The sequence below is a fragment of the Klebsiella sp. CSG-1 genome, assembly GCF_056521145.1.
Genome location: NZ_JBWNLD010000002.1, coordinates 726288 through 739053 on the forward strand (window position 1 = coordinate 726288; position 12766 = coordinate 739053).

The following is a 12766-nucleotide window of genomic DNA, read 5'->3' on the forward strand; positions in this document are numbered from 1 at the left end:
TTCCTTTTATTTTTGTACTTGCGGAATACGCCGGTGTTTCATCCGATACATATTTTGATCGGCGAACTCCTGCAGGTTCTCCGCTGACGCGTGTTCCCAGGCCAGCGCATAGCCGATGCTGAGCGACAGGGTCGCAGTATGGCCGTTATGCAGATTAAACGGCTCAAGAAACTGGCTGGATAACGATGCGCAGAGCGTCTTTACTTCCGCCTCTGAGTGAACGTCACGCAACAAGATCGCGAATTCATCCCCGCCTAAACGCCAGGCCTGATGGTGCTTGCTGACAAAATTCATCAGCCGGCTGGCGACTTCGATGAGGACCTTGTCTCCCGTTGCATGACCCCAGTTATCATTAATCAGCTTAAAATTATCGCCATCAAGAAAGAGTAATGCCGAACTGCGTCGGGCAGCCTCATCTTTCATTAATGTACTGATGACGTTGCGAAACGCCGCGCGATTGGCCAGCCCGGTGAGGGGATCATGTAACGACGTGCGTAACAGCTGGGCATTTTTAGCCTGCAGCTGCTGCTGCCAGTCCTCCATTTCACCTAACAGGCTATTAAAGTCCTGGGCAAACAGATGGAACTCCTCGATGCGCTCTTCAGGGACCCGGCGGGAGAAGTGGCGGTTTTCCCGGATGTCATGGACCACTTCGGTAATGCTTTGTAAGGCGGTGACGATACCGTGGTGCAGAGAATGCGTCAGCAATAAGGCGATAAATGAGGCCAGCAGAATACTGCCAGTCAAAACGATGATAGATATGCCGAGGAAGTGGCTTATCAGGCTGTCCAGCGCCGTCAGCCGAAGTTCGCCGACGACCTTCCCCAGATGCCAGATTGGCTGGGTTGTTGGTTCAGGAAACAGCCATTTGCTGATGATCCCGCTGAATTTCTCCTGCCGAACCAGGTCCGTATTACGCCAGACGGCGAAGTGATTTTGCTGGTTATCCAGCACCAGCGCTTCTGAAAACTGCCCCTGCCTGCCGAGCGTGGCCAGCGTCTCTTCTGCCGCAGCGCTGTCATCGAAAACCAGCGCGGCTTCAAGACTACGGCTCATTGTGGCGGCCGTCAGCGCCAGATTCTTCTGCGCATACTGTTTTAACGTAAAGACTGATGCGGTACTCAGCAATAGCCAGACCAGGGTCATAGAGATCACCACGCTTATCACGCTGATACGGCGTAGTGCTCGTTTAAAGGTGGGGCGCGGAGCCTGAGAGAAATCCTTATTCATGTGCATTGTTCCGGGCAAGCATCAGTACGTCTGGATTAACCCGCACACCGCTGTGTGTCAGGACATCCAGATTCACGGAGAATCTGACCCTTTTGTCATTTATGATCAGGCAAAAAGCACTGCCAATTGCACACTCGCTATTTTGTTCCGCAATGAGTAACAGGGGACGTGATGGGTATTCTGCGGTGAGCTTCGCCTGTTGAGAGGGCGATTCGCTGCCAAAATAAAATCCATCACAGACCGTATTCAACGCTTCTTCGGTATTACGCACAATGACCGGTTTGTACGGTAAAGCCTCAGGTTGTTCCTGAGCCAGGCTGTAGGTATAACGCGAGGTAGAAAAGATACACAACCTGGGCGGGCCAGATAATGCTGGCCAGCGGGTATAGGTGACAATACCCGAAACAATAGCCCGAACATTTTTAGGCGCGTCAGCGGCAAAAGCGGGATGGCCCACGATAAATAACAAAAAAATAAAAAAAAGACGGTGAGACTCTTTCATTAACGGATCCGTCAGGTTCGTCGGGGTGCATGAATTGCAGATCGCTGATGCCCGGGCGCAGGATACCATTGTTGGTGGGGAGCGTCATTAACCGCCCCCTTTCCTTTGAGATAATTCTGCCCAGGATTTTTCGTAAACGAAGGTGGGGGAAAGGTGAGCGTCGGCAGGGTGAAATATCATATTGTACCAATAACTTTACACATATGGCGGAATAAAGAGCCATTTAATTTGCCTGTGTAAAGTAAAATTTACGGATTATGGATTGAAATCTTTACTTTGTGTGGTATCGTTACGTCACTCCTCACCGAGGAACCCACTATCGCAAACGAGCTACACAGGATCGCAATCATGCAAAAAGACGCGCTGAATAACGTACATATTACCGACGAACAGGTTCTGATCACGCCGGATCAGCTGAAAGCTGAATTCCCGCTGAGCCTCGAACAAGAAGCGCAAATTGCGCAGTCCCGTCAGACGATATCTGACATTATTGCCGGCCGCGATCCGCGTTTGCTGGTGGTGTGTGGACCTTGCTCGATCCACGATCCAGAGGCGGCAATTGAATACGCTCATCGTTTTAAAGCACTTGCCGAAGAGGTCAGCGATAGCCTCTACCTGGTCATGCGCGTCTATTTTGAAAAACCTCGTACTACCGTGGGCTGGAAAGGGTTGATTAACGATCCGCATATGGATGGCTCATTTGATGTTGAAGGCGGTCTGAAGATTGCGCGTCGCTTGCTGGTAGAGCTGGTGAATATGGGGTTACCGCTGGCAACGGAAGCGCTGGATCCAAACAGTCCGCAGTACCTCGGCGATCTGTTTAGCTGGTCCGCTATCGGCGCACGTACGACCGAATCCCAGACTCACCGTGAAATGGCGTCAGGTCTGTCAATGCCGGTTGGCTTTAAAAACGGTACCGACGGTAGCCTGTCGACGGCAATTAACGCGATGCGTGCCGCAGCGATGCCGCACCGTTTCGTCGGGATTAACCAGGCCGGCCAGGTTTGTCTGCTGCAAACCCAGGGCAATCCGAACGGCCACGTTATTCTGCGCGGCGGTAAAGCCCCAAACTACGGCCCGGAAGATGTCGAGAAGTGCGAAAAAGAGATGGCTCAGGCGGGACTGAAACCGTCACTGATGGTAGATTGCAGCCATGGGAATTCTAATAAAGACTACCGCCGCCAGCCTGCGGTTGCGGAATCCGTCGTCGCACAGATTAAAGATGGTAATCGTTCCATCATTGGCCTGATGATCGAAAGTAATATCCACGAAGGTAATCAGTCTTCTGAGCAGCCGCGTTGTGATATGAAATACGGCGTATCCGTCACCGATGCCTGCATCAGCTGGGAAACGACTGATGCACTGCTCCGCGAACTGGATCAAGATCTGCGCGGTCATCTGGCGGCTCGTCTGGGGTAAGAGGATTGTATGGTTGCTGAACTGACCGCGTTACGCGATCAAATTGATGAAGTCGATAAGGCGCTGCTGGGGCTACTGGCTAAGCGCCTGGAGCTGGTAGCGGAAGTCGGAGAGGTCAAAAGCCAGTATGGGCTGCCGATTTACGTCCCGGAACGAGAAGCTGCGATGCTGGCTTCCCGACGGGAAGAGGCGTCGGCGCTGGGCGTTCCACCCGATCTTATCGAGGACGTGCTGCGTCGCGTCATGCGCGAGTCATATTCCAGCGAGAATGATAAAGGCTTCAAAACGCTGTGTCCGAATCTGCGCCCGGTCGTGATTGTCGGCGGTGGTGGGCAGATGGGGCGCCTGTTTGAGAAAATGCTGACGCTTTCAGGCTACCAGGTACGCATCCTGGAGAAAGACGACTGGGCGCGGGCAGCGGACATTGTTGCTGATGCCGGAATGGTCATCGTCAGCGTGCCTATCCATGCCACGGTCGATACGATTGGTCAGCTGCCGCCGTTACCGGCGGACTGTATCCTGGTCGACCTGGCGTCGGTGAAAGCGGAACCTTTACAGGCGATGCTGGCCGCGCACCGTGGTCCGGTACTGGGTCTGCACCCGATGTTCGGGCCGGACAGCGGCAGCCTGGCGAAGCAGGTGGTGGTTTACTGCGATGGTCGTCAGCCGGAAGCCTATCAGTGGTTCCTCGAGCAAATTCAGGTCTGGGGCGCCCGTCTGCACCGTATCAGCGCCGTTGAACACGACCAGAATATGGCTTTTATTCAGGCGCTACGTCACTTTGCTACCTTTGCCTATGGCCTGCATCTGGCGGAAGAAAACGTTCGCCTGGAACAGCTACTGGCGTTGTCATCGCCGATCTACCGCCTTGAGCTGGCGATGGTTGGCCGCCTGTTTGCGCAGGATCCGCAGCTGTATGCCGACATTATTATGTCGTCGGAAAACAATCTGGCGCTGATTAAACGCTACTACCAGCGCTTTGGTGAAGCGATTGGCCTGCTGGAGCAGGGGGATAAACAGGCGTTTATCGACAGCTTCCGCAAAGTAGAGCACTGGTTTGGCGATTATGCCCAGCGCTTCCAGAGCGAAAGTCGGACGCTGCTGCGTCAGGCGAATGATAACCGGCAGTAACGGAAAACCGTATATAATCAAAGCCAGAGGGGAAACCCGCTGGCTTTTTTTATAGGGATGAAAACGATGGCTGAACCACAACCGCTGTTTGATTACACAGGACATCTGCCGGAATGTCCGACCTGGAGTGAAGCCGAGCAGGCGCTCTACTGGGCCGATATTCTGCAGTGCGAAATTCACCGTTACGACATCCGCAGCGGCGAACATCAGGTTCTGCAGTTTCCCGAAGAAGTGGGCTGCTTTGCCCTGCGCGAGAAAGGGGGCTTCATTGTGGCGCTACGCAGCGCTATCTGGCTTACCGATGCCCATGGCCTGTTGCGGCGCAAAGTTTGTGATAATCCGAGCAACCCGCAGCTGGCACGCTTTAACGATGGCGGCACCGATCGCGACGGGCGCTTTTATGCCGGTACATTCTGGGGGCCGGGAGATTATAACGGCGCGCTGCTGATGCGCATCAACCACGATCTCACTCCTCGGGTGATTCAGTGCGATATCCATGGCGCCAACGGTCTGGCCTTTAGCGCGGACAAGCGTTGGATGTACACCTCGGATACGCCAAACGCCGTTATCTACCGCACTCCGCTGGATGAGCAGGGCGAGCCCGGCAAACGCGAAGTCTTTCGTCGTTTTCAGCCGGGAGAAGGTATCCCGGACGGGGCGGCCGTGGATGAAGAGGGTTGCTACTGGAGCGCAATGTTCGATGGCTGGCGTGTCGCCCGTTTTTCACCGACCGGTGAACAGCTGGAAGAACATCGATTACCGGTGCGCTGCCCGACGATGGTCTGTTTTGGCGGCGCGGATATGCGCACGTTGTACATTACGACCACGCGCGAAAATATGTCTGCCGACGAAGTCCAGAAATATCCGCTCTCCGGCGCTATCTTCACCCTGCCGGTGACGGTGGCAGGGATGAAGAAACCCGTATTTGCAGAGCGTTAGATAGGATCGACCGGCACGACGTTTTCGCCTGGGTAGCAACCCAGAACTTTCATGGAACGAGTAATCTCGGCCAGCTCTTTTAGTGCCTTACGCATCGGCATTGATTCCAGGTTGGCCTGGATATCCAGATAAAACATCTCTTCCCACGGATTACCGTGAATCGGACGAGATTCCAGCTTGGTCATGATCAGGTTGTGATTGCGCAACACCAGCAGCGCTTCAACCAGCGCACCGGCCTGCTGGCCGGTTGCCATGAGCAGCGTGGTCTTTGCCGGTACCTGTTCGGAAACATTCACCGCTTTACGTGCCAACACCAGGAAACGGGTGATGTTTTGTGTCTGATTTGCCTGGCAATGTTCAAGAACCTGCAGGCCGTACAGTGCGCCACCGGCTTCGCTACCCAGCGCGGCTACGCCCGGTGAGTTCGCCTGAGCCACTTTTTCCATCGCCGCAGAGGTGCTTTCGGTGTATTCAATTTTCCAGTGTGGGTAACGGCTCAGATACTGGCTGCACTGCTGGAACGGCTGCGGGTGGCTATATACGGTCTGAATGTGTTGCGGATCGGTTGAAGCTGAGACCAGAACGCAGTGATCGATTGGGATCGTGAGCTCACCGACGATCGACAGGCTGGTATGCTGCAGCAGATCGTAGACATCATTGATGCCACCGGAGCTGGTATTTTCGATAGGAACGACCGCGTAGTCGGCCTGGCCGGTTTCCACCTGGTTAAAAATATCGGCAAATTTCGCGCAACCGCTCTCAATGAACTGTTCGAAATGGCGCGCCGCGTACTGGCGGGCGGCCAGATGTGAATATGACCCTTTTGGTCCCAGGAAAGCCACGCGCGCTGAATGCGGATTGATTTTATTCAGATGCTGTTGCAGCAGGGTTTGCTGGGTGAGAACGGAATCCTCGATGATCAGCTGAAACAGGCGGGTGATGTAGTGGGCATCCAGATGGTGGCTTTTCCCCAGCGTTATCAGACGCTCCAGCAGGTCGCGCTCGCGGTCGATATCACGAACCGGACGGTGCGATGCCAGCTTTGCTTTACCGACCTCTACAGCCAGTCCGCGGCGTTCTGCCAGCAGCGCGAGCAGTTTTTCATCCAGTGCGCTGATCTTATCGCGCAGAGCCAGTAACGGGTTTTCCTCGGTCATATGTGTTGCCTTTCTTGTTATTGATTTATCAATAAAAAAGGCCTCCCGTTTGGGAGGCCTTGTTGTTCGTCTTCGCATTCTTTATCACACGACGAATCGCCTCCCGTTCAGGGGAAGGTAAAAAAGAATGCGAAGAAGAACGCTAGTCGTTTCACGATGAATTCCTTTGCTGAGTTGAGATTACAGTACCCGTACTGTTTTCATCCTGTCAATAAAAAACGCGCCCGAAGGCGCGTGGCGTTACACAATATTAAGTTAAGGATTACTCTTCTTCTTCCACAAAGCCTGCCTCTTTCACCGATGTTGCGGCGCGGCGGGCTTCCCCTTTGTGTTGCACTTTATTCAGCTGCCGTTCCAGCTTGTTGATCAATTCGTTGATTGCGACGTACATATCTTCGCTTCTTCCGCTGGCGACCAGATGCCCGTTTGGCGTATTGATGGTTGCATCAGCGACAAAACCCTGCGGCTCCTTAGAGAGAATGATGTGCGGGTTGATTAAGTGGGTTTGCCATTTATCCAATTTGGCGAGACGGTCTGCGACATGCTGGCGAATTGCCGGAGTAATTTCCATTTGTTTACTGGTAATGTTCATTGTCATAAATTTTACCTCTTGTCTTTCCCGTCTTGGTGAACTCAGCATACCTCTCCCAATGTCAAGATGTGTGATCTATATCACATTTTAATGTCACTTTTTGTCAACGAATTCATTTTGTGAGGCAGGGCAGGAACAGGTGAGATTTTACTTGTCGGAAAGGGGAAAGGGAGTCATATTTGATAGGATGACTCGGCGCTAAAACGCTTCAGCTCAGGCGCCTGAACAATAAAAAACGGCAGCTCAGGCTGCCGTTTTGCTTATCTGAAAAACGATCAGGTATTTTTACCGTTAGCGGCGATAATTTTCGCCACCTTGTCTGCCTGAGCGTTCATTTGCATCTGGCGGTAGGCGTTTTCCATTTTCGGTAGCGCATCGCGAGTCGCCTGAGTATCCGGGTAGCTGCGCAGCATACCATCGACACGGTTCACGACGGCAACCCATGCGCCGCGGTCGGTGTAGTAATCAACCACTGACAGCTCGTACTTCGCCAGGCGATCCTTCAGGAACACCATACGTTTGTAGGCGTCGGTCGCATACTGGCTGTTCGGGTAACCGCGTACCAGTTTGGAGAAGTCGTTGAAGGCATCGCGAGCGTGCTGCGGGTCGCGATCGGAGCGATCGACCCCGAAGAATCCTTGCAGCGCACTGTCATCCAACGCCATATTTGTCAGACCACGCATATAAATGACGTAATCAATGTTAGGATGCGTAGGGTTCAGACGAACGAAGCGGTCGATGGCTGCCTGAGCCAGCGGCAGATCGGCATTTTTGTAATACGCATAAATCAGGTCAAGCTGTACCTGTTGGGAATAAGGACCGAACGGGTAGCGGTTATCCAACGCTTCCAGTTGCGTTATTGCCTGTTTCCAGTTACCGTCCTGCAGCTTTTGCTGGGCGGTCGCGTAGATTTCATTCGGCGGATTATCAGGCACCTCTTCCTTTGAGCCGGAGCAACCCACCAAAGCCAGGCTCAGTGTGGCCGCTGCCACCAGGTATTTCATGCGCGTCATGACGTTTTGACTTCCTCAAAATGTTTATGCGGGAGAATCTCTGTTCCTGCTCCCGATTAAGACCAGCTACAATAGCACACTATATTAAACGGCAAAGCCGTAAAACCCAACGTTAAACGAAGAAGCTGTATATGGCACAACGAGTACAACTCACCGCAACGGTGTCCGAAAATCAACTCGGTCAACGCTTAGATCAGGCTTTGGCCGAAATGTTCCCGGATTATTCGCGTTCGCGCATAAAAGAATGGATCCTCGACCAGCGAGTGCTGGTAAACGGCGCTGTCAGCGACAAGCCGAAAGAAAAAGTTTTAGGGGGAGAGAGCGTCTCCATCGATGTTGAAATCGAAGAAGACGTGCGCTTCGAACCGCAGGATATTCCGCTCAATATCGTCTACGAAGATGATGACATCCTCGTGATCAATAAACCGCGCGATCTGGTTGTTCACCCAGGCGCGGGCAACCCCGACGGTACTGTGCTGAATGCGCTGCTGCACTATTATCCGCCGATTGCCGACGTACCGCGCGCGGGTATTGTTCACCGTCTGGATAAAGATACGACCGGTCTGATGGTCGTAGCGAAAACCATCCCGGCACAAACTCGTCTGGTGGAGTCGCTGCAGCTGCGTGAAATCACCCGTGAGTATGAAGCGGTAGCAATTGGTCACATGACATCGGGTGGTACGGTAGAAGAACCTATCAGCCGTCACCCGACGAAACGTACGCATATGGCGGTGCACCCGATGGGGAAACCGGCGGTAACGCATTACCGTATTATGGAGCACTTCCGTATTCACACGCGCCTGCGCCTGCGCCTGGAAACCGGCCGTACTCACCAGATTCGTGTGCATATGGCTCACATCACCCATCCGCTGGTGGGCGATCAGGTCTATGGCGGCCGCCCGCGTCCGCCGAAAGGTGCATCGGAAGCGTTTATCACCGCCCTGCGCAAGTTTGACCGTCAGGCACTGCACGCGACGATGTTACGCTTGTACCACCCGATCAGCGGTATCGAGATGGAATGGCATGCGCCAATTCCTCAGGATATGGTTGATCTGATTGAGGCAATGCGTGCAGATTATGAAGATCACAAGGACGATATTGACTGGCTATGACTAAACTGATTGTACCGCAATGGGCCGTGCCGGAAGGCGTGGCTGCCTGTAGCTCCACGCGTATTGGCGGCGTCAGTCTGCCTCCGTACGATTCGCTCAATCTGGGCGCCCATTGCGGAGACAATCTGCAGCACGTGGAAGAAAACCGTCGGCGCATGTTTGCCGCTGGCGGGCTGCCGTCATATCCGGTATGGCTGGAGCAGGTTCATGGCACCGCGGTGCTCACCCTGGACGGCGGGCCATATGAGTCAAAACGGGCGGATGCGTCATACTGTAATACACCGGGTACGGTGTGCGCGGTAATGACGGCGGACTGCCTGCCGGTTCTTTTTTGTAATCGCGCAGGGACGGAAGTTGCCGCTGCTCATGCCGGCTGGCGCGGATTATGCGACGGTGTGCTGGAAGCGACGGTCGCATGTTTCGCCGATAAGCCGGAAAACATTCTGGCCTGGCTTGGCCCGGCGATCGGTCCCGAGGCTTTTGAAGTCGGTCCGGAAGTGCGGGATGCGTTTATAGTCAAGGACGGGAAAGCGGAAGAGGCTTTCCGCCCCGTCGGCGAGAAATATTTTGCTGATATCTATCGGCTGGCTCGTCAGCGTTTAGCCAATGTTGGCGTCACGCAGATCTTCGGCGGCGATCGCTGTACGCTAAGCGAAAAGGATGATTTTTTCTCTTATCGTCGCGATAAGACTACGGGCCGTATGGCGAGTTTTATCTGGTTGAGATAACCTGGCGAATCAAGACGGTCCAGAAGGCAAATTTATTTTTCGCATAGTTCAGGTCTTTAACCTTGAATAATTGAGGGATGACCTCATTTAATCTCCAGTAGCAAATTTGACCTGTTATGGGAGGAGTTATGCGTCTGGATCGTCTTACCAATAAATTCCAGCTTGCTCTTGCCGATGCCCAGTCGCTTGCACTCGGGCACGACAACCAATTCATCGAACCTCTTCATTTAATGAGCGCCTTGCTGAATCAGGAAGGGGGATCGGTACGTCCTTTATTAACCTCTGCGGGCATTAACGCCGGAGAGTTAAGCACCAATATCACTCAGGCGCTGAGCCGTTTACCGCAGGTGGAAGGCACCGGCGGTGACGTACAGCCGTCTCAGGATTTAGTGCGTATTCTGAACCTTTGCGACAAGCTGGCGCAAAAGAGGAAGGACAATTTTATTTCGTCAGAACTGTTCGTTCTGGCGGCGCTTGAATCACGCGGTACGCTGACCGACCTTTTAAAATCCGCCGGAGCAACAACCGCCAATGTGACTCAGGCGATTGAACAAATGCGCGGAGGTGAAAGCGTGAACGATCAGGGTGCCGAAGACCAACGTCAGGCATTGAAAAAATTTACGGTCGATCTGACCGAACGTGCTGAACAGGGCAAACTGGATCCGGTCATTGGCCGTGACGAAGAGATTCGCCGTACTATCCAGGTTCTGCAGCGCCGAACTAAAAATAACCCGGTTTTAATTGGTGAGCCCGGCGTTGGTAAAACCGCCATCGTTGAAGGACTGGCACAGCGTATTGTCAACGGTGAAGTACCGGAAGGGCTGAAGGGTCGTCGGGTTCTGGCGCTGGATATGGGGGCGCTGGTGGCCGGGGCCAAGTATCGCGGTGAGTTCGAAGAGCGCCTGAAAGGGGTGCTGAACGATCTGGCAAAACAGGAAGGCAACGTCATTCTGTTTATTGATGAACTGCACACTATGGTCGGGGCGGGGAAAGCGGACGGCGCAATGGATGCCGGCAACATGCTGAAACCTGCTTTGGCGCGCGGTGAGCTGCACTGCGTCGGCGCAACCACGCTCGATGAGTATCGTCAGTATATTGAAAAAGATGCTGCGCTGGAGCGTCGTTTCCAGAAAGTGTTTGTTGCTGAGCCAAGCGTTGAAGATACCATTGCGATCCTGCGTGGTCTGAAAGAGCGCTATGAGCTGCACCACCATGTACAGATCACTGACCCGGCGATCGTCGCAGCGGCAACCTTGTCGCATCGTTATATTGCTGACCGTCAGCTGCCGGATAAAGCTATCGACCTGATCGATGAAGCGGCATCCAGCATCCGTATGCAGATTGACTCGAAGCCGGAGGAGCTCGACCGACTCGACAGACGTATTATTCAGCTCAAGCTGGAACAGCAGGCGCTGAAGAAAGAAGCCGATGAAGCCAGTCTGAAACGTCTGGATATGCTGAATGAAGAGCTGGCGGATAAAGAACGTCAGTATTCCGTATTAGAAGAAGAGTGGAAGGCGGAAAAAGCGTCGCTCTCCGGAACCCAGACGATTAAAGCTGAGCTGGAACAGGCAAAAATCGCCATCGAGCAGGCGCGACGCGTTGGCGACCTGGCCAGGATGTCTGAACTGCAGTACGGCAAAATCCCGGAGCTGGAAAAACAGCTGGCAGCGGCTACACAGTCTGAAGGTAAAACGATGCGTCTGTTGCGTAATAAAGTGACGGATGCGGAAATTGCCGAAGTGCTGGCACGCTGGACCGGTATTCCGGTAGCGCGAATGATGGAAGGCGAGCGTGAAAAACTGCTGCGTATGGAGCAGGAGTTGCACAGTCGGGTGATTGGTCAGAACGAAGCGGTTGAAGCAGTATCCAACGCGATTCGCCGTAGCCGGGCCGGGCTGTCCGATCCTAACCGTCCAATCGGGTCGTTCCTGTTCCTTGGTCCAACCGGTGTCGGTAAAACGGAGCTGTGCAAAACGCTGGCGAACTTTATGTTTGATAGCGATGATGCCATGGTACGTATCGATATGTCTGAGTTTATGGAGAAACACTCCGTATCGCGTCTGGTCGGTGCGCCTCCGGGATATGTCGGCTATGAAGAGGGCGGGTATCTGACGGAAGCGGTACGTCGTCGTCCTTACTCTGTCATCCTGCTGGATGAAGTAGAAAAGGCTCATCCGGATGTGTTTAACATCCTGTTGCAGGTGCTGGACGACGGTCGTCTGACCGATGGACAGGGGAGAACGGTCGATTTCCGTAATACGGTTGTGATTATGACCTCTAACCTTGGTTCGGATCTGATTCAGGAACGTTTCGGCGAACTGGATTACAGTCACATGAAAGATCTGATTCTGGGTGTGGTCAGTCAGAACTTCCGCCCGGAATTCATCAACCGTATCGATGAAGTCGTGGTCTTCCACCCGCTGGGTGAAAAACACATTGCTTCGATTGCTCAGATTCAGCTGCAGCGTCTGTACAAACGTCTGGAAGAACGTGGCTACGAAGTCCACATGTCCGATGAAGCGCTGAAGTTGCTGAGTGCGAATGGTTATGATCCGGTGTATGGCGCTCGTCCGTTAAAACGCGCTATCCAGCAGCAGATCGAAAACCCGCTGGCGCAGCAAATTCTTTCCGGCGAGCTGATCCCCGGTAAAGAAGTTCAGCTGGTGGTGAAAGACGACCATATAGTGGCAGTGCAGTAAATCACAAAACGACAAAAACGGGCCCTCTGGGCTCGTTTTTGTTTAAAAACCAGGCAAGAATTAAAGTCTGGATGCAGGGTTGTTTAATAAGTGAGCGAACGAATCATTTATTTGAATTTAAACTTGCCACATCAGAATTACCCCCTATAATGCGCCTCCACTGACACGGAACAACGGCATGCAAGCCGCCGGGTCAGCGGGGTTCAGAGATGAACGCCAACGGAGAAAAGCGAAAATAAAG

General features: G+C 53.4%; 12 protein-coding genes and 1 other annotated feature. Of the genes, 6 read left to right on the plus strand and 6 right to left on the minus strand.

The window, feature by feature from the left end; all coding sequences use genetic code 11:
• Window positions 1-6 precede the first annotated feature (6 nt).
• The gene (dgcN, locus tag AC007G_RS08050; RefSeq protein WP_032686449.1) at window positions 7-1230 is read right to left on the minus strand and encodes a diguanylate cyclase DgcN/YfiN; all 1224 of its coding nucleotides are present in this window, start codon (window positions 1228-1230) and stop codon (window positions 7-9) included.
• Window positions 1223-1732, minus strand: a complete 510-nt coding sequence (yfiR, locus tag AC007G_RS08055; RefSeq protein WP_032686450.1) for a regulatory sequestration protein YfiR — start codon at window positions 1730-1732, stop codon at window positions 1223-1225. The genes dgcN and yfiR overlap by 8 nt, the downstream gene beginning before the upstream one ends.
• A gap of 348 nt (window positions 1733-2080) precedes the next feature.
• Between yfiR and aroF the strand changes: the two genes are divergently transcribed.
• The 3 genes from aroF to AC007G_RS08070 all read left to right on the plus strand — a co-directional run bounded on the left by aroF (window position 2081) and on the right by AC007G_RS08070 (window position 5221).
• A complete protein-coding gene (gene aroF / locus AC007G_RS08060; RefSeq protein ID WP_004866527.1) occupies window positions 2081-3151 on the plus strand; it encodes a 3-deoxy-7-phosphoheptulonate synthase AroF in 1071 nt (356 codons plus the stop codon).
• A 9-nt stretch (window positions 3152-3160) separates the two neighbouring features.
• Window positions 3161-4282, plus strand: coding sequence for a bifunctional chorismate mutase/prephenate dehydrogenase (gene tyrA / locus AC007G_RS08065; protein ID WP_032696867.1), 1122 nt, complete (start codon window positions 3161-3163; stop codon window positions 4280-4282).
• Window positions 4283-4348: 66 nt separating this feature from the next.
• Window positions 4349-5221, plus strand: a complete 873-nt coding sequence (locus AC007G_RS08070; protein ID WP_032696881.1) for an SMP-30/gluconolactonase/LRE family protein — start codon at window positions 4349-4351, stop codon at window positions 5219-5221.
• Here AC007G_RS08070 and pheA read toward each other — a convergent pair.
• From pheA to bamD, 4 genes are all read right to left on the minus strand, one after another.
• Window positions 5218-6378: a bifunctional chorismate mutase/prephenate dehydratase gene (pheA, locus tag AC007G_RS08075; protein ID WP_004866518.1), complete on the minus strand. Its 1161-nt coding sequence runs from the start codon at window positions 6376-6378 to the stop codon at window positions 5218-5220. The genes AC007G_RS08070 and pheA overlap by 4 nt on opposite strands.
• Window positions 6379-6409: 31 nt before the next feature.
• Window positions 6410-6534, minus strand: a sequence feature (Phe leader region).
• Window positions 6486-6533, minus strand: coding sequence for a pheA operon leader peptide PheL (gene pheL, locus AC007G_RS08080; protein ID WP_193312497.1), 48 nt, complete (start codon window positions 6531-6533; stop codon window positions 6486-6488). It overlaps the preceding feature by 48 nt.
• A gap of 106 nt (window positions 6535-6640) precedes the next feature.
• Window positions 6641-6976: a ribosome-associated translation inhibitor RaiA gene (raiA, locus tag AC007G_RS08085; protein WP_004866516.1), complete on the minus strand. Its 336-nt coding sequence runs from the start codon at window positions 6974-6976 to the stop codon at window positions 6641-6643.
• Window positions 6977-7245: 269 nt separating this feature from the next.
• On the minus strand, window positions 7246-7983 hold the full coding sequence (gene bamD / locus AC007G_RS08090; RefSeq protein ID WP_004866513.1) for an outer membrane protein assembly factor BamD: 738 nt from the start codon (window positions 7981-7983) through the stop codon (window positions 7246-7248).
• A gap of 131 nt (window positions 7984-8114) precedes the next feature.
• On the opposite strand from bamD, the gene rluD reads away from it, so the two are divergent.
• From rluD to clpB, 3 genes are all read left to right on the plus strand, one after another.
• Window positions 8115-9095 (plus strand): 23S rRNA pseudouridine(1911/1915/1917) synthase RluD, encoded by a 981-nt coding sequence (rluD, locus tag AC007G_RS08095; RefSeq protein WP_032686452.1) that lies wholly within the window; start codon window positions 8115-8117, stop codon window positions 9093-9095.
• Complete coding sequence (yfiH, locus tag AC007G_RS08100) at window positions 9092-9823, plus strand: purine nucleoside phosphorylase YfiH (protein WP_032696869.1); 732 nt, start codon at window positions 9092-9094, stop codon at window positions 9821-9823. Before rluD ends, yfiH begins: the two co-directional genes overlap by 4 nt.
• Window positions 9824-9951: 128 nt before the next feature.
• Window positions 9952-12525, plus strand: coding sequence for an ATP-dependent chaperone ClpB (clpB, locus tag AC007G_RS08105; RefSeq protein ID WP_032699009.1), 2574 nt, complete (start codon window positions 9952-9954; stop codon window positions 12523-12525).
• Window positions 12526-12766: the final 241 nt, after the last annotated feature.

What these genes read in the sequence shown, in the direction of transcription:
- dgcN (WP_032686449.1), bottom strand. Translation starts at nt 1,230, where the DNA reads ATGAATAAGGATTTCTCTCAGGCTCCGCGCCCCACCTTTAAACGAGCA.
- yfiR (WP_032686450.1), bottom strand. Translation starts at nt 1,732, where the DNA reads ATGAAAGAGTCTCACCGTCTTTTTTTTATTTTTTTGTTATTTATCGTG.
- aroF (WP_004866527.1), top strand. Translation starts at nt 2,081, where the DNA reads ATGCAAAAAGACGCGCTGAATAACGTACATATTACCGACGAACAGGTT.
- tyrA (WP_032696867.1), top strand. Translation starts at nt 3,161, where the DNA reads ATGGTTGCTGAACTGACCGCGTTACGCGATCAAATTGATGAAGTCGAT.
- AC007G_RS08070 (WP_032696881.1), top strand. Translation starts at nt 4,349, where the DNA reads ATGGCTGAACCACAACCGCTGTTTGATTACACAGGACATCTGCCGGAA.
- pheA (WP_004866518.1), bottom strand. Translation starts at nt 6,378, where the DNA reads ATGACCGAGGAAAACCCGTTACTGGCTCTGCGCGATAAGATCAGCGCA.
- raiA (WP_004866516.1), bottom strand. Translation starts at nt 6,976, where the DNA reads ATGACAATGAACATTACCAGTAAACAAATGGAAATTACTCCGGCAATT.
- bamD (WP_004866513.1), bottom strand. Translation starts at nt 7,983, where the DNA reads ATGACGCGCATGAAATACCTGGTGGCAGCGGCCACACTGAGCCTGGCT.
- rluD (WP_032686452.1), top strand. Translation starts at nt 8,115, where the DNA reads ATGGCACAACGAGTACAACTCACCGCAACGGTGTCCGAAAATCAACTC.
- yfiH (WP_032696869.1), top strand. Translation starts at nt 9,092, where the DNA reads ATGACTAAACTGATTGTACCGCAATGGGCCGTGCCGGAAGGCGTGGCT.
- clpB (WP_032699009.1), top strand. Translation starts at nt 9,952, where the DNA reads ATGCGTCTGGATCGTCTTACCAATAAATTCCAGCTTGCTCTTGCCGAT.